The organism is Streptomyces lanatus, from assembly GCF_014655715.1.
Classification (GTDB): Bacteria; Actinomycetota; Actinomycetes; order Streptomycetales; family Streptomycetaceae; genus Streptomyces; species Streptomyces lanatus.
The window spans coordinates 612,136-633,653 of record NZ_BNBM01000002.1 but is presented as its reverse complement, the minus strand read 5'-3'; the positions used below and the strand labels follow the sequence as shown (position 1 = coordinate 633,653).

Below are 21,518 nucleotides of genomic sequence, written 5' to 3'. Positions count from 1 at the left end.
GTGAGAGATCGACTTCGTACAGTTACGAGAGGCTAATGTGAAAAATTAGGACATGTCTGTACGACGCGCCGGAAATTGATCCACTCTTGTGTGAGGCTCGAAGACCCACCCCTGTGCGACCGCAGGTAAAACCGCAGGTCAGAAGCGTCTGGGGATATGGGTTTCCGTCGCGGGCTGGACGTCGGGCAAGATGGGGTGTATCTGCCCACTGCCTGATTTCAAGCTGCCGGACGGTTTCTCTTGGCTGAGTACATCTACACCATGCGCAAGACGCGCAAGGCAATCGGCGACAAGGTCATCCTTGACGACGTCTCGCTGAACTTCCTGCCCGGCGCGAAGATCGGTGTGGTCGGCCCGAACGGAGCCGGTAAGTCGACCATCCTGAAGATCATGGCAGGGCTGGAGCAGCCGTCGAACGGCGATGCCTTCCTGTCGCCCGGGTACACCGTCGGCATCCTGATGCAGGAGCCCAAGCTCGACGAGGACAAGACGGTCCTGGAGAACGTCCAGGAGGGCGTCGCCGAGGTCAAGGGCAAGCTCGACCGGTTCAACGAGATCGCCGAGCTGATGGCCACCGACTACTCCGACGCGCTGCTCGAGGAGATGGGCAAGCTCCAGGAGGACCTCGACCACTCCAACGCCTGGGACCTCGACGCCCAGCTCGAGCAGGCCATGGACGCGCTCGGGTGCCCGCCCGGCGACTGGCCCGTGGTCAACCTCTCCGGTGGTGAGAAGCGCCGCGTCGCGCTGTGCAAGCTGCTGCTGGAGGCCCCCGACCTGCTGCTCCTCGACGAGCCCACCAACCACCTCGACGCCGAGTCGGTGAACTGGCTGGAGCAGCACCTCGCCAAGTACGAGGGCACCATCGTGGCCGTGACCCACGACCGGTACTTCCTGGACAACGTGGCCGGCTGGATCTGCGAGGTCGACCGCGGCCGCCTGCACGGCTACGAGGGCAACTACTCCAAGTACCTGGAGACCAAGCAGACCCGTCTCAAGGTCGAGGGCCAGAAGGACGCCAAGCGGGCGAAGCGGCTCAAGGAAGAGCTTGAGTGGGTGCGCTCCAACGCCAAGGGGCGTCAGGCCAAGTCCAAGGCGCGCCTGGCCCGTTACGAGGAGATGGCCGCCGAGGCCGACAAGATGCGGAAGCTGGACTTCGAGGAGATCCAGATCCCGCCGGGCCCCCGGCTCGGCAGCATCGTCGTCGAGGTCTCCAACCTCACCAAGGGCTTCGGCGACAAGGTCCTGATCGATGATCTGAGCTTCACGCTGCCGCGTAACGGCATCGTCGGTGTCATCGGCCCCAACGGCGCCGGCAAGACCACCCTCTTCAAGATGATCCAGGGCCTTGAGACCCCGGACTCCGGCGACATCAAGGTCGGCGAGACCGTCAAGATCTCGTACGTCGACCAGAGCCGCGCCAACATCGACCCGAAGAAGACCCTGTGGGCGGTCGTCTCCGACGAACTCGACTACATCAATGTCGGTCAGGTCGAGATGCCGAGCCGGGCGTATGTGTCCGCCTTCGGCTTCAAGGGCCCCGACCAGCAGAAGCCGGCCGGTGTCCTCTCCGGTGGTGAGCGCAACCGCCTCAACCTCGCGCTCACCCTCAAGCAGGGCGGCAACCTCCTGCTCCTCGACGAGCCGACGAACGACCTGGACGTCGAGACCCTGTCGAGCCTGGAGAACGCGCTCCTGGAGTTCCCCGGTGCGGCCGTGGTCGTCTCCCACGACCGGTGGTTCCTGGACCGAGTGGCCACGCACATCCTCGCCTACGAGGGTGAGTCCAAGTGGTTCTGGTTCGAGGGCAACTTCGAGTCGTACGAGAAGAACAAGATCGAGCGGCTCGGCCCGGACGCCGCCCGTCCGCACCGTGCCACCTACAAGAAGCTGACCCGGGGCTGATCGATCTTGCGCCATATCTACCGCTGCCCCCTGCGCTGGTCCGACATGGACGCGTACGGGCATGTCAACAACGCGGTCTTCGTCCGCTACCTGGAGGAAGCCCGTATCGACTTCCTGTTCCGTCCGGAGAAGGACTTCCGGCAGGGGTCGGTGGTGGCGCGCCACGAGATCGACTACAAGCGGCAGCTCGTCCACCGGCACCACCCGGTCGACATAGAGCTGTGGATCACCGAGATCAGGGCGGCGTCCTTCACCATCACCTGTGAGGTGAAGGACGACGACGTCGTCTACGTCCGGGCCTCGACCGTGGTCGTCCCCTTCGACTTCGAGGCGGAGCGGCCGCGCCGGATCACCGCGGAGGAGAAGGAGTTCCTCCGCGAGTACATGGACGACGCGGCCGAACAGGAGGAGGCCGTCGCCGCATGACGGTCCTCCACCTCGCCGACGAGGGGGAGGCGGCGGATCTCGCGGCCTTCCTCTCCCGGCTGCTCCACTACGACCGGGGCGCCGCGGTCCGCCTCCAGGCGGCCGGCACCGCACTCGCCGTCTTCGGCCGCCCGCCGTCCTTCGAGGTGCTGGCGATCCGTGCCGTACGGCTGGCGAAGCCGTACGAGAACGGGCTCGACGTCACGCTGGACGTGACCGTCTCCGCAGGTGAGCTCCTGGAGTCCGTGGACGAGTCGGCGGCCACCGCCGTCGTACCGGAAGCCGTGACCGGGCCGCCGTGGGCCGGGGTGCTCCCGCCGCGCGGCGGCTGGCGGCCCGTGCCGGGGCTGCCCGCGCCCGACGCCCTGCGGGCGATGATCGGGGCTGGGATCGCCGAATTCCGGTCCCGTACCGGGGAGTTGCCGGAGGAACGGCGTACCCGCGCCGAACTCGACCGCATCGGGCGGGAGATCTGGTCCCGGACGGTCGGGGACACACACCTTCCGGTACGGGCCGTGCACGCGGCCCAGTCCCTCGGATTCCTGCGCGCCACCGACGAGTTGGCGCTGCTCTCGTCCGGCGCGTGGCTACGGCTGCGCACGCCGTACGGGTCGATCGCGGTACGGCGTGCGGGGCTCGGGGCGCTGGACGTCAGCGTCCGCTGAAACGACGTTCTGCGCCCTGACGGAGGACTGCTGTGGGGTGGCCGATACGGGCCGCCGCCAGCTCTGCCAGGGGATCAGCCCGCCGTGTTCACCATCGATGCCGCCGCGTATGTCAGATAGCTCCACAGCGTCCGCTCGTGCTCCTCGGAGAGGCCGAGCTCGTCGACGGCGACCCGCATGTGCTTCAGCCAGGCGTCGTGCGCCGCGCGGTCGACGGTGAAGGGGGCGTGGCGCATGCGCAGACGGGGGTGGCCGCGGTTCTCGCTGTATGTGGTCGGGCCGCCCCAGTACTGGATGAGGAAGAGAGTCAGGCGCTCCTCGGCCGGGCCCAGGTCCTCCTCGGGGTACATGGGCTTCAGCAGCGGGTCGTCGGCGACACCCTCGTAGAAACGGTGAACGAGCCGACGGAAGGTCTCCTCCCCGCCGACCTGCTCGTAGAAGGTCTGCTCCTGAAGCGTGCCGCGCCGAATCTCATTCACGCTCTCCATGGTCTCAGACGCGGAGACCGAGGACTCAAGGCTTAGGACCAGCCATCCGGCAGCGGCTGTCCGGCGGGGCGCTCGCCTCGTACCGGCTCCCGCAGGACAGTGGACGTATGAGCGCGCACGCCCTCGACCGGGATCTGGAGGACCTCGCCGCCTCGGCGCGGGCCGCGCTGGTGCGTGCGATCGACCTGAGCGGGGCGTGGGCCGGCGACCCGGGATGGCGGGAGTCCTTCGCGGCCGTGCCGCGGCACCTGTTCGTGCCGTACTACTACGTCGGCGTCACCGGCGGCTACGAGCGCCGCTGGGGTCAGGACCCCGATCCGGGCGCCCGCGAGCGCTGGGTGCGCGGCGCCTACGCCGACGCCCCGCTGGCCACCCGGCTGCGCGACGGCGAACTGCTCTCCTCCAGCAGCCAGCCGTCCCTGATGGCGATGATGCTGGTGGCGCTGGAGGTACGGGACGGCGACCGGGTCCTGGAGATCGGCGCGGGCACCGGCTACAACGCCGCCCTGCTCGCCCACCGGCTCGGCGACGACGACCTCGTCACCACCATCGACCTGGAGCCGGAGATCACCGAGTCGGCGCGACGGCATCTGGCGGCCGCCGGGTACCACCCCGCCGTCGTCACCGGCGACGGAGCGCGCGGCGTACCCGAGCGCGCCCCCTTCGACCGCGTCATCGCCACCTGCACCCTGCCGTCGATCCCGCGCGCCTGGCTCGCCCAGTGCCGCCCCGGCGGCCGGATCCTGACCCCGCTCGCGACCGGCCTGGTCGCCCTCGCCGTACGGGACGCCGAGCACGCCGAGGGGCGGTTCCTGCACACCCCCGCCTACTTCGTGCCCCTGCGCGGAGGCAGCCGCCGCGAGCCGGAGCCGCCGCGCATGGGCGGTCTGCCGCGCCGGGCCCGGGAACACGAACTGTTCCGCTTCCTGCTCGCCCTGACCCGCGGCACCCTCGATCCCCAGGAGGCGTACACACTCTGGGAGCGCGAGGGGCAGCCCCAGCGGGAGCGGTACGGCATCACGGTCCGCGGCGAGCACGAATGGGCGTGGCTGGACGAGCCCGAGGGGCCGTACGCCTGGCCGCTGCCCGGCTGAAACGCCGGAAGGGGCCGGTCGTACGGATCTTCATCGCCGTACGACCGACCCCTCACGGGTCGCTCGGGATCTAGCCGCGCCGGATCGTGATCGTCGTCCACGCCCCCACGTGCACCCGGTCGCCGTCCTGCAGCGGTACCGGCACGAAGGGCTGGATGGGCTCCTCGGAGCCGTTCACCGTGGTGCCGTTCGTCGAGTTCTGGTCGACGACCGCCCAGGTGCCGTCCGGCTGCTGGACCAGGACCGCGTGCTGGTGCGAGACGCCCGGGTCCTCCGGCGGCACCGACAGGTCGATGTCGGGGGACTCGCCGGTGGAGTGGCGGCGGCGGCCGATGGTGACCTGGTTGCCGGTGAGCGTGCGCTGCTGCTCGGGCGAGTACGCGGGCAGGTTCAGGCCCGCGGCCTCGGGGCCGGAGCGCTGCATCATCGCCATGAAGTAGTCGCGGTCCGGACCGATGGTCGCCAGCCAGGTCGTCGGCTGCTGCGGGTAGCCCTGGCCGGGCGGCGGCGGGGCCTGGGTCCCGCCGGGCTGCGGGTAGCCGTAGCCGCCCTGCGGGGGAGCGCCGGGGGCACCCGGGCCGCCGGGGCCGGACGTCGGCGGGGAGATCATCCAGTCGTCGTCACCGCCGCCGAAGGACGGGCCGCCCTGCTGCGGACGGTTCGGATCCTGACCGAACCCGGGCGGGGCCGGCGGGGCGACCGGGCCGGGGCCGGCCGGGTGGAACGCCTGCGGAGCACCGCCGGTCGCGCCGGGGCCACCGGGCATGCCGGGACCACCCGGGCCACCCGGAACGCCGGGCGGGGTCGGGCCGGGCGGCGGCGGAACCGGCCGCGAGGGGTCGCCGCCGAAGCCGGAGGGGCCGTTCATGCCGGGACCACCGGGGCCGCCAGGGCCGCCGGGACCACCGGGGCCGCCAGGACCACCGGGGGCTCCAGGGCCGCCGCCGGGTGCGCCGGGGTGGGTGCCCGGACCGCCGGGACCCCCGCCGAAGCCGCCAGGGCCGCCCGGACCACCGGGGCCAGGGCCGAAGCCCTGACCGGGACCGGGGCCGGGGCCACCCATGCCAGGACCGGGGCCACCGGGACCAGGGCCAGGACCACCGGGACCGCCCGGAGCGCCATGACCACCGGGGCCACCGGGACCACCATGCCCACCCGGACCCCCCGGCCCCTGCGGATCCCCTCCGAACTGCGGGATCGGTTCCGCCGGGCGGTTCACCTGGGACGGGCGCGAGCCCTGGTAGTCGTAGGAGTCACCGCCGCCGCCGAACGACGGCGGGGGACCCGACTGCTGCTGGAAGTGGGACGGCAGGCCCGGGCCGCCGGGCGCCGGTGGGCGCGGGGCGGCGGGGGTGTACGACGTCGCGGTGTTGGTCAGGAAGTTCCACCGGCACTCCTCGCAGAACGGCGCACCGCCCTCACGCGGCGTACGGCACTGCGGGCACAGCTCGGGCTCCAGTCCACCGGACATGGGCGGCGGGCCGCCCGGCTGCCCCATGTTCGGGCCACCGGACGGGCCGGGGCCAGGGCCAGGGCCGGGACCACCGGGACCGCCGGGTGGCGGGAAGCCGTAGCCACCGCCCGGCGGGGGCGGCGGCGGAGGGGGCGGGGGTACGGCACCGGCCATGCGGTGACCGCAGACCTCGCACCAGTCGTCGGAACCCGACTGGTGTCCGTTCGGGCAGGTCGGCATGTCGGCGCTTCCCCCTCTCCTGTCCGGCCGCTTCCGACCGGATTTCTCCAACCCCAAGGGGTCAGGCTCGTTCTTTTCAGGGTCCTGCTGCGTCAGTTCTGAGTCACTTCTTTACACGAACAGTCTTTGTAGACCGTGTCTCGAGAGTCATCTCGTCGGCCTCCGCGACCTTCGCCTTCAGTCGCACAGTACCCGTCGCGGCGTCGACCACGTCCACCACCTTCGCAAGGAGTTTCGCGGTATCCGCATTTCCGGAAGCGCTTGCGAGCTGAACAGCGCGGCCCAGTTTGGCCGTTGCTCCGTCCATATCGCCCGCTTTGCGCAGATCCAAACCTTGTTGGATGGCTTGTGCCAGTTCTGCCTGACCGGTGTAGTGGGCGACCTGAGGGTTGATCGAGGTGGAGGCGACCATGTCGTCGGTCCATACGGCCCGTACGAGACCCTGCGCGCCCAAGTTCCCGGCGGTCCCGTCGGGTTGCGGAACGACCAGGGAGACCCGGGCGGCGAGCATCTCCTGGCCGAGGTCGGCGGCCGGGACCTCGACGCAAACGTGGTAGTCACGGGACTCGTCGCCCCAGGAACCCGTGGGGTAGTCACCGGCGCGCGGGCCGGCCTCGGTGCGGCGGTCGCTCAACTCCTCGACCGTGGGCGCGACTTGCTTGACGAACTTGACCTTCGTGCCGACCGGAGTCCACAGTCGCAGCGCTACGTCCGCGACCTCCTTGCCCATCGCCGTCTCCATCATCCGCGTGAAGTCGGCGGACAGAGCGGCCGGGTCGGCGACGATGTCGGCGCTGCCGAGCAGGGCGGAGGCGATCCCTGTGACTTCTTTCACTTCCCAGTCCGTGCCCACGCCACGGGCATCACAGGTGAAGCGCCCGGCGCACGCGTCCAGCGCCGCCTTGAGGTCCTCCGGCGACTCGTGTTCATTGCGGCCGTCGGTGAGCAGGATGCCGTGCCGGATGGCGACGTCGTCCGAGGACAGCAGCCGGTCGGCGAGACGCAGCCAGGTGCCGATCGCGGTGCCGCCGCCCGCGCTGAGCCGACGCAGCGCCTGCTTGGCCTGGTCGCGGGTGGCGGCGTCGGCCACGGCGAGGCGCCCGCCGCCCGGATACACCTCCTTGGCCACATGCGTGCCGCCGATCACCGCGAAGTGCACACCGTCGCGCAGGGTGTCGATCGCGGCGGCAGTGGCGTCGCGGGCGTTGCGCATCTTGGTCGGCGGGTAGTCCATCGAGCCCGAGCAGTCGACCATGATCGCCACCGCCGCGGACGGGCCCTGCCCCGGCGAGTACAGATGCGGCGCGGCGACCGCGCTGCCGACCGTGCCGCCGCCGGTCGACGTCACCGTGACGATCGCGTTGACGTCGCGACCGCCCTCGGGCAGGTACTCGTTCTGGTACACGTCCACCGAGAACTGCGGCACGTTTGATTTCGAGAAATTGGCCATACGTTCTCAAATCCCCCTAAAACCCCAAAGTGGGGCCATTGCTGCGGACGGACCGGTCCCCTCCGGTCCGATGAGGCCGTCCTGGCCGTCCCCGCAGTCGGCCTCAGGCCGATCCTGCCCCCATCGGCGGCGCCGGGAACGGCAGGACGGCCACTGTTACGTTGTCGTGGCCCCCGCCGTCGAGCGCGTGACCGACCAGTACCTGGGCGCTGTGCAGGGGGCGCGCGGCGGCGTCGAGGGGCACGACGTCGGCCATGTCCTCGGCCGCCTCCGCGTAGTTCCACAGCCCGTCCGTGCACACGATCACCACACCGGGCCGGTCCGGCTTGAAGGACGCGGTGTGCGGCTCCAGTTCATAGGCGTCGGCGCCGAGCCAGCCCGTGATGGCGTGGGCGCGCTCATCGGCGTACGCCTCCGCCTCGTTCATCAGGCCCGCGGCGACCATCTGCGCGGCCCAGGAGTCGTCCTCGGTGAGCCGGGCCGGGGGAGTGCTGCGGTCCACCGGGACCCAGTAGGCGCGGCTGTCGCCGACCCAGCCGACGACCAGCAGACCGGCGGTGACCACGGCGCCGACGAAGGTGCAGGCCGGGGCGTTCTGGTGGGGCCCCTGCTCGCGGATCGTGGCCGGCTCGCTGGCCAGCGCGTTCACCGCGTTCGAGGCGGCGAGGATCGCGTCGTGCATGGCCTGCTGCGGGTGCGCGCCGCGCGGCAGGGCGGTCAGCAGCGACTCGTTCGCGGCGCGGGAGGCGGCCATCGAGGCGTCGTCGGGGCGGGTCGCCGAGGACACGCCGTCGCAGACCACCGCGAGCACCGCGGGGCGGCCGTCGGGCAGCGTGGTGCCGCCGATGGCGAACGCGTCCTCGTTGCGGTGGTGGCGCAGACCGCGGTCGCTGACGGCGGCGACGGGGCCCGCGTCCTGCTCCATGTGGTCGCGCTCGCGGGGCTGGGCGTGCCCGCAGTTCTCGCAGTAACCGTCGTGGTCGACCCGGCCCGCGCGGCAGGCCACGCACACCTTGGTGCCCTCGGGCGGGGTCGGCAGATCGGTGGCGACACGGGGGTCGGGGGCCTGCAAGGCGTACTCCTCGGGCTCCTGCGGACGGTCGAACCGCACGCCGGACGCCGGGGAGACCGGGGAGCCGGTCGGGGCCGGGGGAGCGGCGGGGGGCTGCGCGAGCTGGCCGGGGGCCGGGGCGGGCGGCGGCACCTGGGGGCCGGCGGTCGGGAAGCCGGGCTCGGTCGGGGTCGGCGGCGGCAGCTCGGGGCTGTGCGCCGCCGGCGGCACCGGTGCGGCGGGTGGTGGTGACTGCGGGGGCGGCGGGGGTGTGCCCGGGGGCAGGGGGCGGCCGCCGGGGTCCGTGGCCTGGAGGTCCGCCGGCAGATGCGCCGGCGCGGGGACGCCGGGGACGGGGGCGACGGGCCAGTCCGTGCCGGGCGTGCCCGGGGCGGGGGGCGGCGTCGAGCCGTTCAGGGCGATGGTGGGGTGGTCGTCCGGCCGTACGGGCACGGCGGACAGGTCGTATCCACACGCACCGCAGAAACGGTCACCCGACTCGAGCGGCCATTCGCAGCTCGGGCAGGCGGACAACTGGGGCATCTGCGACATCAACTACACCCACGTCCGGGGGCGGTAACGGTTGGCACGTTCCACCAGGTCGATCCTCTCCTCGCCGCCCCGTGCGAGCCGGGCCAGCATGCGGTACGAACGCTCCAGACCGAAACGCAGGCCCCGCTCGTCCAGGCCGCTGCCGAGCAGCGTCCGTCCTCCGGCGGCGGGAGGGACGGAACCCTGGCCCCCGGAGAGTATCCAGTCCAGCGCGCAGCCGAGGACTTCCGCCGACAACTGTTCCCGGCGCGCCGGGTCCAGGCCGTACGCCTCCAGTGCTTCCACCTGCCCCGCGGCGGCGGTCAGGTCGTCCAGGAACGGTACGTCGGAGGCGGCCGCCGTGCGTTGACGCAGCCGGGCGCGGACCGCCGCCACGCGGGCGGCGGTGTAGTGGATGGAGCTCTCCGGCACCGACTCCAGGGTAGCCACGGCGCCGCGGCGGTCGCCGGTCGCGAGCTGCACGCGCGCGAGGCCGAAGGCGGCGCTGACATAGCTGGGGTCGGTGGACCACACCAGGCGGTAGTACTCGGCGGCGTTGTCCAACTGGCCCAGCACCTCCGCGCACAGGCCGAGGGCCAGCTTGGGCGCGGGCTCGCCGGGGAAGGCGTCGTAGATCGCGTCGAAGGCGAGTGCGGCGCCCTCATGGTCGCCGGTGACCAGCGCGGCCACACCCCGGTACCAGACGACCCGCCAGTCGTCGGGCCGCTCGTCCTCCAGTTTCAGCAGCGTCTCGTGCGCCGTGGTGGTGTCGCCGTTCTCCAGCCAGGCCCGCACCTGCCTCAGCCGGGTCTCGGTCGACGGCGCGGGCGCGGCGGCCAGCGCGCCGAGCAGTTCGGCCGCGGCGGTGGTCATCAGGCCCGCGAGGAAACCGGCGTTGGGGTCGGAGGGGTCGACATGGGGGACCGGCAGGGCCAGGGCGGCGACGGAGGCGTCGGCGGGCCTGACGATGCCGGGGGCGGCCTCCGGTGCGGCGGTGGCGGTGAGCTGCTTCCGCGCGGGCGCCACGCGTGCCCCCAGCCGTGAGACCTCCCCGTTCAGCTTGGGGAACAACTCCGTGTCCGTCACCCGCACTTCGGGCCCGAACAGGGTCGACAGCGACGGCCTGGCCCGCCCCGACTGCAGGGACACGACCTCGCGCAGCACGCCCGTCAGCTGCTCGGTCATCTCCTGCGCGGAGGCGAAGCGGCGGGCCGGGTCGGGGTCGGTGGCGCGGACCAGGAGGCGGTAGAAGGACTCGTACTGGTGGAAGACCTCGATGTTGTCGGGGTCGGGCAGCGAGTCGACGTAGACGTTCGTGTAGCCCTGGAAGTCGAAGGACAGCACGGCCAGGGTGCGCGCGACCGTGTACAGGTCGGAGGCGACCGACGGGCCGACGTCCGCGACCTCCGGCGCCTGGTAGCCCACCGTGCCGTAGATGGCCGACTCCTCGTCGTCCATCCTGCGCACCGCGCCCATGTCGATCAGCTTGAGCTGGTCCTCGGTCTGGATGGCGTTGTCGACCTTGAAGTCGCAGTACAGGAGGTTGCGGCTGTGCAGATGGCCGAGCGCCTCCAGGGCCTCGATGCCGTACGCGCACGCCTGCTCGACCGGCAGCGGGTCGCGCCGCCCGGTCTCCGTGCGGCGGGCGTTCGCGATCTCCTTCAGGGACTTGCCGCCGACGTACTCCATGACGATGTAGCCGTCGAGGGAGCCGGTGCGCTGGTCGAGGTGCTCGACGAAGTTGTAGATCCGCACGATGTTGGCGTGCTCGATCTCCGCGAGGAAGCGCCGCTCGGAGATCGCCGCCGCCATCGCGTCCTGGTCGCCGGTGTCGAGGAGGCCCTTGAGTACCACCCAGCGGTCGGAGACCGCGCGGTCCACGGCGAGATAGATCCAGCCGAGCCCGCCGTGCGCCAGACAGCCCACGACCTCGTACTGGCCGTGCACGACGTCCCCGGACTTCAGCTTCGGCACGAAGGAATACGGGTGCCCGCACTTGGTGCAGAAGCCCTCCGTGCGCCCCGGCCGCTCCCCGCGCGCCCGGCCGACCGGCGCGCCGCAGTCCGAACGCGAGCAGAAACGCTTGCGCTCGGGCACCTCCGGGTTCTCCAGGACCATCTCGCGCGGGTCCGGCCGCGGCACGTCCGGGACCTGCACCAGACCGACGCCGAGCCGCCCGCGCCCACTGGAGCCGGCGTTCGAACCGGAGCTGCGCACCGACACCGAGCGGCCCGTGGACCGGCCCGACAGCGCGCGCGACAGCCGTCCCGACACCGAGCGCCGGGACTTCGACGACTGCGACGACGTACGCGAACTCCCGCGGCCGGTGGAACGCGAACTGTCACTGCCCGAACCGCGCCCGCCCCTGCCCCCGCCCGTCACCCCGGTGGGCGGCGAACCGACCATGCCGCTCGCCGAGACGACCGGGGCGAGACCGCAGGTGTCGCAGTACAGCTCGCCGCCGCCCATGTCCTCGTACGCCCCGCCGCAGTCCGGTCGCTGACAGGGCTGCTGTGCCTGACTCATGACGACGACTCCCCCCTGTGCATCATGCTCATGCTCCCCCGCGATCCTCCGGCCCGCGCGGCCCCGGTACCCGTCCGCCGCCGAGGAGTTCGGCCGCCGCCTGCTGGTAGCGCAGGACCGCCTGTTCGGCGACGCGCAGGTCGCAGGGGGCGCTCCAGAGCATGCGGCGGGCCGCGTCGTAGCGCTCGATGAGGAACGAGTCCTCCGCGAGGCCGTGGCGGGCGACCTTCGCCTTGTACGCGTCGAGGCGGCCGCGCAGCTCCGCGCGGACCGCCAGGGGCGCGGTGACCGCGGTCAATGACTCGCGGGCGCGCAGCAGTTCGTCGTCCGCCTTCTGCTCCAGAGATTCCAGGAGCGGGGACAGGCGGTGCCACTGGGCGTGTCTGCGGTACTCGGCGGCCGTCGCCAGCTGCTCCTGCAGCACGGTCGGCGGGCCGCTGACCACCGGCACCTCCGTCGCGGCGATCTTCGCCAGCACCTCGCCGCGCGCGGTGCGGGCCTCGGCGAGCGTACGGTCCGCGCGGGAGAGCACGTCCCGCAGCTTGACCAGGCGCTGCTCGGCGTCCTGGCGGACCGTCAGAACGGCGTCGATCTCCCGGCGTACGTCCTCCAGGGCGCGCGCCTCGCGGTCGTAGACCGTGGTGTCGGGCCTGCCACCGCCCGGCGCCGAACTCCCCTGGGTGGGGAGCCAGTACGCGAGCGGGTCCGAGATCACTTCCGCCCGCAGGTTGGTGAGCGTGCGTGTGATGCGCTCCAGGTCGTCGCCCGCCGGGTGCTCACCGGGGCGTACGCCGACGGAGTGCGCGAGGCGGCGGGTGCGCTGGAGTTCCGCGGCGAGTAAATCGATCCGCGCGGGCAGCGCCGACCACACCGCGTCCGCGGCGACCACCATGTCCAGCGATGTCGCGTACAGCTCGTTCATCCGGTCCACCAGGGTGACCAGCGAGAACTGTTCGCTCAGCTTGCTCGAAGCGCCCTGCAGGGTAGGGGCGTTGGCGGTCGCGGTCGCCGATCCGGCCACCGTCACCGACTCACCGCGCAGCAGCTCCGTCAGCTCCACCAGGTCGTCCCGGCTGGACCAGCGGCGCCGGGAGCGGATCTCGCGGGCCGAGCGCAGCGCGTCGGTGTACGCGTCGAAGTACGCCCACAGCAGCGTGATCGACGCCTCCGCGGCCGTCCAGCGCTCCCTGGTGACACCGGTGAGCTCCGCGCCCTCGAGAAGTCTGCGGCCCGCGTGGTCCTGCAGGGCGAGGAGCGAGGTCTCGATCGCCTCGTGCTCCGCGCCGAGCCGCGCCAGCGCACGGTCCACCTCGTCCCGGTCCATCACCGGCCCGGCGGGGTCCGTGACGCCCATCGATCACCTCTCGCTGCGTTGTGGTCCTGGTCTGTCTCAGTGGTCGGTCACTTGTACTTGGCCGCGGGCGGTGTCGCCGACGCCGACTTCTTGTCGCCCTGGTCCATGGTCGGACGCAGCCATTCCTCGTACGACGCCTTCCAGCCGCCGTCCTTGATGTAGTTCTCCAGCGTCCGGTTGACCTGGCGTACCAGATCGTCCGAGCCCAGTTTCATCGCCACGCCGTAGTACTCGTCGGTGAACAGGCCGCCCTTCAGTTCGACCGTGGGGTCCTGCGCGGCCTGGCTGGCGGCGAGGGCGCCGTCGGTCACGACCGCGTCGACGTCGCCGAGCTGCAACTTCACCAGACAGTCGAGCTGGTTGGGGACGGTGGTGGAGATGTCGGTGGACGCCGGGAGGTCCTTGTCCGCGAGGCCCGCCTCCAGATTGTCGTAGGCCGTGGAGCCCTCCGCCGAGCAGACCTTCTTTCCGGCGAGGCTCTTGTCGAACCCGGTGATCTTCGAGGTCTTGGGGGCGAGGACCTGCTGGCCGGTGACGAAGTACGGGGCGGAGAAGGCGACTTGGCCGATGCGGTCGCAGTTGATCGTCATGGTGCGCACCACCATGTCGACCTCGCCCTTCTGGATCGCCTCGATGCGGCGGCTGGTCGGGATCGCCTTGAACTGCACCGCGTCACGGTCACCGAGGATGTCCTCGGCGATCCGGTGCACCAGGTCGATGTCGAAGCCCTCCAGCGCCCCGGAGGCGTTGTTCGGGTCGAGATAGCCCCAGCGGTAGCTGTTGGTGTCGACGCCGACGATCAGCCTGCGGTCCTTACGGTCCTTGATGGCGTCCAGGACCGGGGTGTCACCGCCGCCATCGGACGGGGAGAGGCTCTGGTCCTGCGGGTTCTCGCACTCCTCGGCCTCGGCCTGGGTGCCCTGGCTGACGCGGTGGCCGGCGGGGGCCGTATGACCGTCGGTGCCGACGGGCTGCTGGGACAGGGGGAGCAGGAGAACGAAGGCCAGGGCCATCGCGCACAGGACCGCCATCGCGCCCACGCCGCCCCAGCCGCGCAGGCCGGCCCGGAGGCGTCGCCATGCGCGGACCGCGCCCCCGAGGCGAACCGAGGTGTCGCTTGCGTTCATCGTCGTGCCCCCTTCCACCTGTACTCCGGTCATCGGTATTCCGACAGCCTGCGGCCGATGCCGAGGACCGCGCCGGCCGCGCCCAGCACCGCGAGGACGGCGGCGCCGGTCGGGAGGCCGGTCAGCGAGTCACGGCCGTCGCCCGCGGCCTGCTTGAACTCGGTCTTCTCATGGGTCAGCGCCGTCGCCAGCGCCTTGTCGACATTGTCGAAGCACACACTCGTCGGCTCCTTGGCGGCGCCGATGACGCGGTCGCGGGCGGCTTGGTAGTTGCCCGAGTCGTTGTCGTCGCGGGCCGCGGTGTGGCGGTCCTTCCAGACCTTCATGAAGCTGTTCGCGTCCTGCACGGGCTTCTTGCCCGCGGTGTCGTCGGCGAGGCCCTCGGCCCGGGTGAGCGCCTTGCCGAGCGCGTCGATCTCCTGGTCGTAGCCCCACTCGTAGGCGTCCACGACCTTGTCGTCGGCGAGTGCCTTGGTGTCCGCGCCGCGGCGGACCAGGGCGAGGTTCTCGTCGCTGCGGGCGGTGAGGGAGGCGATACGGGCTTCATGCAGCACGTTCAGCGAGCGGACGCCGTGCTCGTAGGAGTCGTTGAGGCCCGCGCGGGCGACGGTGTGGCTCACGGCGAGCCAGAGCAGGACCACGGTGGAGGCGGCCGTGGCGGTGACGAGGCCGTGGTTCAGGACCCGGTTCGTGCGCTGGTAGTTGCGGTGCTGGGCCCAGCCGAGGGCGGCCAGGGCGAGGACGCCGAGGCCCACGGCCGCCCAGGGGAAGGACTTCGCGTCGGCGTAGTCGTCGCTCAGACGCTGGTTCTCGGTCTCGTGGAGCTTCTGGGCCGCCGGCAGCATCTTCTTCTGCATCATCTCGTTCGCGGCGCGCAGATAGGCGCCGCCGACGGGGTAGCCCTGGCGGTTGTTGGCCCGCGCGGTCTCGACCAGGCCCTTGTACTCCGGGAGGAGCCTGCTGAGTTCGGCGATCGTGTCCGCGGAGGTGGAGCCCGGTTCGGAGTTGGCGGCGGCGGTGACGAGTTTCTCGGCGGCCGTGCGGATGTCCGACTCGTAGCCCTCGCGCATGGCGGGCTTCTCCTGCAGGCCGGCGAGATAGCCGCTGGCCGCCGCGGTGTTGGCGTCCGCGAGGGAGCGGTAGATGTCGGCCGCGTCGGACGTGAGGGGCTGGCTGCGGTTGAGCACGTCGTCGGCGGCGGCCGCGCGCTCGGTCATCTGCCAGGCGGCGATGGCCCCGAACGCGACGACGAGCAGGGCGAGAAGGGCGCCGATGATGCGCAGCCGACCGGGCTCTGTGGTGGCGGCGGCCCGGAGCTCGTCGAAACCCTCGGCGAAGGCGGTGCGGCGGGGTGCGGCGGGCGCGGTCGGACGGGAGGCCTGCGGGGGGACGGACGGCATGGTGGGGGTGCCGTGCACCGGGTCGTGACCCGGTGGTGGTGGCGCTGTGCTGCTCTTCGGTGTCTGTGTCACTGCTGACCTCCCCCATGGCCATCCGTCGCGGCAAGTATCGCTGCCGGGACTGACATCCGCACCGGCCTTCACTCGATCTTGATCGGATCGCAGCGCCGGAACACGCCCTGCACCACCCCCTGCCCATGAATACGCCGGGGGAATCGGTTCGGTTCCAGGTTCGAGGCCGAGTTCGAGGCGGGTTCGGGGCGAGTTCGGGGTGGGCGAGGCTCCCGCGGAGCCTCGCCCTTGGCGGAATCAGCCCCCGAAGTGGCGGCGGAGGCGGGTGTGCACGTCCGGCGGCGCGGCGACCGCGTCCAGGCCCAGCAGCGCCGCTCCCAGCACCGGGCTCGCCGTGACCACCTCCGGGACCGCCTTGGGCGCCCGGGACGCGAGCAAGTCACGGATGCCGTCGATCAGTCGGGGGTGGCGGGCCGCCAGCACACCACCGCCGAGCAGCACCGGCGTCTCCTCCTCCAGCAGATCGAGGCGGCTCAGCGCGACCGTCGCCATCGTCACCACCTCGTCGGCCAGCCGGTCCACGATCGCGCGGGCGACCGGATCACCGTCCGCCGCCGTGCCGAACAGGACCGGCGTCAGCTCATGGCGGCGGAGCTCCTCGACATGCCCCAGATGCAGGGCCTCGATCAGGGCGTACATGGTGGGAAGGCCGAAGTGGGCGGGGAGGGCGTGCGCGAGGGACGTCGCCGGGCCGCGGCCGTCCTCCGCGCGTGCGGCGTGCCACAGCGCCTCCTCGGCCAGACCCCAGCCACCGCCCCAGTCACCGGAGATACGGCCCAGCGCGGGGAAGCGGGCGGTGCGGCCGTCGGGGCGCATGCCCACGCAGTTGATGCCGGCGCCGCAGACGACGGCCACGCCCCGGGGTTCGGTCACGCCCGCCCGCAGGATCGCGAAGGTGTCGTTGCGGACCTCGACCGCCGTGCCCCACGCGCGTGCGTGCAGCGTGGCCGCCAGGGTCTCCTCCTCGACCGGGAGGTCGGCGTTGGCCAGGCACGCGGAGACATGGTCGACGGATGTCACGTCCGCCGCCGCGAAGGTTTCCTCAACGGCCTCGGCGAGTGTGTCCATCGCCGTCTCCACACCCACCGCGGGTGGCCTGAACCCCCCGCCGCGGGCGGTGGCCAGGACGGTTCCGTCGCCGGCCACCACCGCCACGTCGGTCTTGCTGTTGCCCGCGTCGATGGCGAGGACACGTGCGGTCATGCCCACGCGAGGTGCTCCCGGTTGTGTGCGATCAGTCGGTCGGTCAGCTTCTCCGCGTATTCGTACTGGCCGATGAGGGGGTGCGAGAGCAGCGCCTTGAAGACGCGGTCACGGCCGCCGCGCAGCGCCGCCTCCAGGGCCAGGTCCTCGTACGCCGTCACCTGGGCCATCAGACCCGCGTACAGGGGGTCCGGGCTCGGCACCGGCAGCGGGACGGGGCCCTTCCTGCCCACCGCGGCCTGCACCTCGATCACCGCGTCGTCGGGGAGGAACGGAAGCGTGCCCTTGTTGTACGTGTTCGCCACCTGGTACGGGCTGCCCGCCCCGTTCAGCAGCGCCGCCGCCAGATCCACGGCCGCCTCCGAGTAGTAGGCGCCGCCCCGCTTGGCGAGGAGTTCCGGCTTCGCGTCCAGGGACGGGTCCGCGTATAGGGTGAGCAACTTTCTTTCCATTTCGGCCACTTCCGCGGCGCGGGACGGTTTGGTCCGTAGTTCGCGCACCACCTCGTCGTGTGCGTAGTAGTAGCGCAGGTAGTAGGACGGGACGACGCCCAGGCGGTCCAGGAGTGCGCGTGGGAGGTGCAGGTCCGCGGCGATCCGGTCGCCGTGGTCGGCCAGGAGCTTCGGCAGGACGTTCTCGCCCTCGGGGCCGCCCAGGCGCACCCCGGTCTCCCAGGTGAGGTGGTTGAGGCCCACATGGTCGAGGTGGACGTCGGAGGGGGAGACGCCCAGCAGGGCGGCGAACTTCCGCTGGAAGCCGATCGCCACATTGCACAGGCCGACCGCCTTGTGGCCCTCCTGGAGCAGGGCCCGGGTCACGATGCCGACCGGGTTGGTGAAGTCGATGATCCAGGCGGTGGGGTTGGCGCGGCGGACGCGTTCGGCGATGTCGAGGACGATCGGGACCGTGCGCAGGGCCTTCGCCAGGCCGCCCGCGCCCGTCGTCTCCTGGCCCACGCAGCCGCACTCCAGGGGCCAGGTCTCGTCCTGCTCACGGGCCGCCTGGCCGCCCACACGGAGCTGGAGGAGGACCGCGTCGGCGCCGTCCACGGCCCGGTCCAGGTCCGTGGTGGTGGTGATGGTGCCGTTGTGGGCCTGCCGGGCGAAGATACGGCGGGCCAGTCCGCCGACCAGCTCCAGGCGGTCCTCAGCCGGGTCCATCAGGACCAGTTCCTCTATGGGGAGGGTGTCCCGGAGGCGGGCGAAGCCGTCGACGAGTTCGGGTGTGTAGGTCGAGCCTCCGCCGACCACGGTGAGTTTCATGCGTGCATCAACCCTTTACTCCGGTGAGCGTGACGCCTTCGACGAACGCCTTCTGGGCGAAGAAGAACACGAGGATCACGGGGGCCATGACCAGCACGGTCGCGGCCATGGTCAGGTTCCAGTCGGTGTGATGGGCGCCCTTGAACGACTCCAGGCCGTAGGACAGCGTCCAGGCGCCTGGGTTCTCGGACGCGTAGATCTGGGGCCCGAAGTAGTCGTTCCACGCGTAGAAGAACTGGAAGAGGGCCACCGCGGCTATGCCCGGCTTCGCCATGGGGAGGACGACCCGAAGGAGCGTGCGCAGTTCGCCGCAGCCGTCCACCCTCGCCGCGTCCAGGTACTCGTTCGGGATCGTCATCAGGAACTGGCGGAGCAGGAAGATCGAGAACGCGTCCCCGAACGCCATCGGGATGATCAGCGGCCACAGGGTGCCCGAGAGGTCCAGCTGCTTCGCCCAGAACAGGTACATCGGGATGATGACCACCTGGGGCGGCAGCATCATCATCGAGATCACCAGCATCAGGGACAGATTCCGGCCGCGGAAGCGGAACTTGGCGAGCGCGTACGCCACCGGGATCGACGACACGACGGTGAGGACGGTGCCGAGGCCGGCGTAGATCAGGGTGTTCTTCCACCAGGTCAGGAAGCCTGGGGTGTCGAAGACCTTGGTGTAGTTGCCCCATTCCCAGGTGTCCGGAATCAGATCGCGGGTGAGTGCCTGCTGGTCGCTCATCAGCGAGGTCAGGACGACGAACACGAAGGGCAGGGTGAAGAACAGCGCGGCGGCGACGCCGAGGGAGTGGACCGCTATCCACTCCAGGAGCGCCCTGCGGCGGGCGGTGCGCTCGGCGACTGTTGGGTTTCCCAACTGCACCGGTTTGTCGAGCACTTGGGTCATGGTCATTCACCTGCCTGGATCAGTCCGCCCCGGCGCCGCATCAGCAGCGCGGTGAACGCCATGGCGAGGGCGAACAGCACGAGTGCGACCACACAGGCCGAGCCGTAGTCGAAGCGCTGGAAGCCGAGGTTGTAGACGAGTTGGGGGAGGGTCAGCGTCGACTTGTCCGGGTAACCCGGCTCGAACTGCTGCCCGGAGCCGCCGATGATGCCGGAGGCGACCTTCCCGGCCACCAGGGGCTGTGTGTAGTACTGCATCGTCTGGATCACGCCCGTGACCACGGCGAACATCACGATCGGCGAGATGTTCGGCAGGGTGACATAGCGGAACCGCTGCCAGGCCGACGTACCGTCCAGCTCCGCCGCCTCGTACTGCTCCTTCGGTACGTCGAGCAGCGCGGCCATGAAGATGACCATGAGGTCGCCCACGCCCCACAGCGCGAGCGCGGTGAGGGCCGGCTTGGACCAGGCGGGGTCCGTGAACCAGCCGGGCGTCGGCAGACCCACGCTGTCCAGGACCGAGTTGACCGGCCCGGTACCGGGGTTGAGCAGGAAGACGAAGGCCAGCGTCGCGGCCACCGGCGGGGCGAGGTAGGGCAGGTAGAAGAGAGTCCGGAAGACGCCCGTACCCGTCTTGATCTTCGTGATGAGCAGGCCGATGCCGAGGCCGAACACCACCCGGCAGGTCACCATCACCAGCACCAGCCAGAGCGTGTTGCGCAGCGCCGGCCAGAACAACGGGTAGTCGTTGAAGACGTAGGCCCAGTTGCCCAGGCCGCGGAAGGCCGGTGTGCCGAAGCCGTCGTACTTCATGAAGGAGAAGTACACGGTGGACACCAGCGGATAGGCGAAGAAGACGCCGAACCCGATGAGCCACGGTGACAGGAAGGCCACCGTTCGAAGCGCCGACCTGCGGCGCTTCGCGCGGAGAGTGTGCGTCGACATCGGGAGCTACTTCGCCTGCTCGATGTCGGTGTCGATCTGCTTCGCGGTCTTCTCCAGACCGGCCTTGAGGTCCTTCACCTTGCCCGACTCGTACTGGTAGCCGAAGTCCTGCAACGTCGTCTGGTACGTGGAGCCGTTGACGGAGGCTGGCGGGGTGTTCGACTTCGGGTTCTGGGCGATGTCCAGGAACGTCTTGAAGCCGGGGTCCACCTTCAGATCGGGCGACTTCAGGGCGGCGAACGTGGACGGCACATTGTGGATGGCGTTGGCGAAGGAGACGACGGCCTGGGTGTCGGTCGTCAGGTACTTCACCAGTTCCCAGGCCGCGTTCTGCTTCTCGCTCTGCGGTGCGATGCCGATGATCGTGCCCGAGAGGAAGCCCTTGCCGTACTCGTCGGCCTCGTCGTCGGCGACGGGCATCGGAGCGGTGCCGATCTCGAAGTCGACGCCGGCGTCGTTCGCCATCCCGAGCCGCCACTCGCCGTCGAGCTGCATGGCCACCTGGCCGGTCTGGAAGGGGTGCTTGGCGCCCCACTCGTCACCGAAGGTGTTGCGGTACTTCTCCAGCTTCGCGAAGCCGCCGAGGTCGTCGATCAGCTTCTTCTGGTACGTGAACATCTCCGCGAAGGCCGGGTCCTTGGCGATGTTCGACTTGCCGTCCTTGTCGAAGTAGGCGTGGTCCCACTGCGACATGTAGTGGTCCACGACCGTCTCGTAGCCGTGGTACGTCGGCATGAAGCCGAGCTGCTGGTAACTGTCACCCTTGCTGACAGTCAGCTTCTTGGCGTCCGCCGCGAACTCCGACCAGGTCTTCGGCGGGGACTTGATGCCGGCCTTTTCGAAGGCGTCCTTGTTGTAGTAGAGGCCGTAGGCGTCGCCCAGCAGGGGCAGTGCGCAGCGGGTGCCCTCGAACTGGGTGTAGTCCAGCATCGGCTTCGGGATGAGCTTGTCGAGGTCCAGCTTCGACTTCTCGATGAAGGGCTTGAGGTCGAGGAAGGCGCCGGAGGAGCAGAACTTGCCGATGTTGGAGGTCGTGAACGACGACACGACGTCAGGACCGTTCGAACCGCCCGCGCGCAGCGCCTGGTTGAGCTTGTCGTCGTTGATGTTGCCGACGACCTTCACCGTGATGTTCGGGTGGGCCTTTTCGAACGCGTCGACGTTCGCCTGGATCGCCTTGACCTCCGCGGGCGCGCTCCAGCCGTGCCAGAAGGTGATCGTCGTCTTGGCGTTGGGGTCGTCGTTCGCACCGGACTCCGGCTGGCCCGTACAGGCCGTGGCCAGCAGGGCCAGGGAGGCGGAGGCGGCGAGCGCGGCGGCGGTCTTGCGGGACGCTGAGGGTATGGCTTTCCGGGACTTTCCGGGCATGGCGAGGTCTCCCAGGGGCGGGACGGGGTGGGTGAAGGGAAGGCGGGGGGTTCAGGTGTGG

General features: G+C 70.7%; 17 protein-coding genes. 4 read left to right on the top strand and 13 right to left on the bottom strand.

Annotation, left to right across the window (positions count from 1 at the left end):
- Positions 1-240 precede the first annotated feature (240 nt).
- The 3 genes from ettA to IE325_RS07970 are packed head-to-tail and all read left to right on the top strand — an operon-like array spanning position 241 to position 2,996.
- Complete coding sequence (ettA, locus tag IE325_RS07980; protein ID WP_190069008.1) at positions 241-1,905, top strand: energy-dependent translational throttle protein EttA; 1,665 nt, start codon at positions 241-243, stop codon at positions 1,903-1,905.
- Between the two features lie 6 nt (positions 1,906-1,911).
- Positions 1,912-2,331, top strand: a complete 420-nt coding sequence (locus IE325_RS07975; RefSeq protein WP_190069007.1) for an acyl-CoA thioesterase — start codon at positions 1,912-1,914, stop codon at positions 2,329-2,331.
- Positions 2,328-2,996 carry a DUF8185 domain-containing protein gene (locus tag IE325_RS07970; protein WP_190069006.1) on the top strand — a complete coding sequence of 223 codons (669 nt, stop codon included), beginning with the start codon at positions 2,328-2,330 and terminating at the stop codon, positions 2,994-2,996. The genes IE325_RS07975 and IE325_RS07970 overlap by 4 nt, the downstream gene beginning before the upstream one ends.
- Before the next feature lie 74 nt (positions 2,997-3,070).
- Here IE325_RS07970 and IE325_RS07965 read toward each other — a convergent pair whose 3' ends face one another.
- Complete coding sequence (locus tag IE325_RS07965; RefSeq protein WP_190069005.1) at positions 3,071-3,484, bottom strand: globin; 414 nt, start codon at positions 3,482-3,484, stop codon at positions 3,071-3,073.
- Positions 3,485-3,591: 107 nt separating this feature from the next.
- On the opposite strand from IE325_RS07965, the gene IE325_RS07960 reads away from it, so the two are divergent.
- Positions 3,592-4,578 (top strand): methyltransferase domain-containing protein, encoded by a 987-nt coding sequence (locus tag IE325_RS07960; protein ID WP_190069004.1) that lies wholly within the window; start codon positions 3,592-3,594, stop codon positions 4,576-4,578.
- A 70-nt stretch (positions 4,579-4,648) separates the two neighbouring features.
- Here the strand turns inward: IE325_RS07960 and IE325_RS07955 are convergent, their stop codons facing one another.
- From IE325_RS07955 to IE325_RS07900, 12 genes are all read right to left on the bottom strand, one after another.
- On the bottom strand, positions 4,649-6,271 hold the full coding sequence (locus IE325_RS07955) for an FHA domain-containing protein (RefSeq protein ID WP_190069003.1): 1,623 nt from the start codon (positions 6,269-6,271) through the stop codon (positions 4,649-4,651).
- Between the two features lie 103 nt (positions 6,272-6,374).
- Positions 6,375-7,721: a vWA domain-containing protein gene (locus IE325_RS07950; protein ID WP_190069002.1), complete on the bottom strand. Its 1,347-nt coding sequence runs from the start codon at positions 7,719-7,721 to the stop codon at positions 6,375-6,377.
- A gap of 103 nt (positions 7,722-7,824) precedes the next feature.
- Complete coding sequence (locus IE325_RS07945; protein ID WP_190069001.1) at positions 7,825-9,324, bottom strand: PP2C family protein-serine/threonine phosphatase; 1,500 nt, start codon at positions 9,322-9,324, stop codon at positions 7,825-7,827.
- Positions 9,325-9,327: 3 nt separating this feature from the next.
- On the bottom strand, positions 9,328-11,829 hold the full coding sequence (locus tag IE325_RS07940) for a serine/threonine-protein kinase (RefSeq protein WP_190069000.1): 2,502 nt from the start codon (positions 11,827-11,829) through the stop codon (positions 9,328-9,330).
- 28 nt (positions 11,830-11,857) lie between these two features.
- On the bottom strand, positions 11,858-13,183 hold the full coding sequence (locus IE325_RS07935) for a hypothetical protein (protein WP_190068999.1): 1,326 nt from the start codon (positions 13,181-13,183) through the stop codon (positions 11,858-11,860).
- Between the two features lie 47 nt (positions 13,184-13,230).
- Positions 13,231-14,310, bottom strand: a complete 1,080-nt coding sequence (locus IE325_RS07930; protein ID WP_229911705.1) for a glutamate ABC transporter substrate-binding protein — start codon at positions 14,308-14,310, stop codon at positions 13,231-13,233.
- A gap of 29 nt (positions 14,311-14,339) precedes the next feature.
- Complete coding sequence (locus IE325_RS07925; protein WP_190068997.1) at positions 14,340-15,782, bottom strand: GlnX family signal transduction membrane protein; 1,443 nt, start codon at positions 15,780-15,782, stop codon at positions 14,340-14,342.
- A gap of 237 nt (positions 15,783-16,019) precedes the next feature.
- Positions 16,020-16,985: an N-acetylglucosamine kinase gene (locus tag IE325_RS07920; protein ID WP_190068996.1), complete on the bottom strand. Its 966-nt coding sequence runs from the start codon at positions 16,983-16,985 to the stop codon at positions 16,020-16,022.
- A complete protein-coding gene (locus tag IE325_RS07915) occupies positions 16,982-18,247 on the bottom strand; it encodes a 6-phospho-beta-glucosidase (RefSeq protein WP_190068995.1) in 1,266 nt (421 codons plus the stop codon). The genes IE325_RS07920 and IE325_RS07915 overlap by 4 nt, the downstream gene beginning before the upstream one ends.
- A gap of 7 nt (positions 18,248-18,254) precedes the next feature.
- Positions 18,255-19,145 carry a carbohydrate ABC transporter permease gene (locus IE325_RS07910; RefSeq protein WP_190068994.1) on the bottom strand — a complete coding sequence of 297 codons (891 nt, stop codon included), beginning with the start codon at positions 19,143-19,145 and terminating at the stop codon, positions 18,255-18,257.
- A gap of 2 nt (positions 19,146-19,147) precedes the next feature.
- Positions 19,148-20,089, bottom strand: coding sequence for a carbohydrate ABC transporter permease (locus IE325_RS07905; RefSeq protein ID WP_190068993.1), 942 nt, complete (start codon positions 20,087-20,089; stop codon positions 19,148-19,150).
- Positions 20,090-20,095: 6 nt separating this feature from the next.
- A complete protein-coding gene (locus IE325_RS07900) occupies positions 20,096-21,457 on the bottom strand; it encodes an ABC transporter substrate-binding protein (RefSeq protein WP_190068992.1) in 1,362 nt (453 codons plus the stop codon).
- Positions 21,458-21,518 lie beyond the last annotated feature (61 nt).

What these genes read in the sequence shown, in the direction of transcription:
- IE325_RS07930 (WP_229911705.1), bottom strand. Translation starts at nt 14,310, where the DNA reads ATGAACGCAAGCGACACCTCGGTTCGCCTCGGGGGCGCGGTCCGCGCA.
- IE325_RS07905 (WP_190068993.1), bottom strand. Translation starts at nt 20,089, where the DNA reads ATGTCGACGCACACTCTCCGCGCGAAGCGCCGCAGGTCGGCGCTTCGA.
- IE325_RS07955 (WP_190069003.1), bottom strand. Translation starts at nt 6,271, where the DNA reads ATGCCGACCTGCCCGAACGGACACCAGTCGGGTTCCGACGACTGGTGC.
- IE325_RS07945 (WP_190069001.1), bottom strand. Translation starts at nt 9,324, where the DNA reads ATGTCGCAGATGCCCCAGTTGTCCGCCTGCCCGAGCTGCGAATGGCCG.
- IE325_RS07910 (WP_190068994.1), bottom strand. Translation starts at nt 19,145, where the DNA reads ATGACCCAAGTGCTCGACAAACCGGTGCAGTTGGGAAACCCAACAGTC.
- IE325_RS07950 (WP_190069002.1), bottom strand. Translation starts at nt 7,721, where the DNA reads ATGGCCAATTTCTCGAAATCAAACGTGCCGCAGTTCTCGGTGGACGTG.
- IE325_RS07940 (WP_190069000.1), bottom strand. Translation starts at nt 11,829, where the DNA reads ATGAGTCAGGCACAGCAGCCCTGTCAGCGACCGGACTGCGGCGGGGCG.
- IE325_RS07965 (WP_190069005.1), bottom strand. Translation starts at nt 3,484, where the DNA reads ATGGAGAGCGTGAATGAGATTCGGCGCGGCACGCTTCAGGAGCAGACC.
- IE325_RS07900 (WP_190068992.1), bottom strand. Translation starts at nt 21,457, where the DNA reads ATGCCCGGAAAGTCCCGGAAAGCCATACCCTCAGCGTCCCGCAAGACC.
- IE325_RS07970 (WP_190069006.1), top strand. Translation starts at nt 2,328, where the DNA reads ATGACGGTCCTCCACCTCGCCGACGAGGGGGAGGCGGCGGATCTCGCG.
- IE325_RS07915 (WP_190068995.1), bottom strand. Translation starts at nt 18,247, where the DNA reads ATGAAACTCACCGTGGTCGGCGGAGGCTCGACCTACACACCCGAACTC.
- IE325_RS07935 (WP_190068999.1), bottom strand. Translation starts at nt 13,183, where the DNA reads ATGGGCGTCACGGACCCCGCCGGGCCGGTGATGGACCGGGACGAGGTG.
- IE325_RS07920 (WP_190068996.1), bottom strand. Translation starts at nt 16,985, where the DNA reads ATGACCGCACGTGTCCTCGCCATCGACGCGGGCAACAGCAAGACCGAC.
- IE325_RS07960 (WP_190069004.1), top strand. Translation starts at nt 3,592, where the DNA reads ATGAGCGCGCACGCCCTCGACCGGGATCTGGAGGACCTCGCCGCCTCG.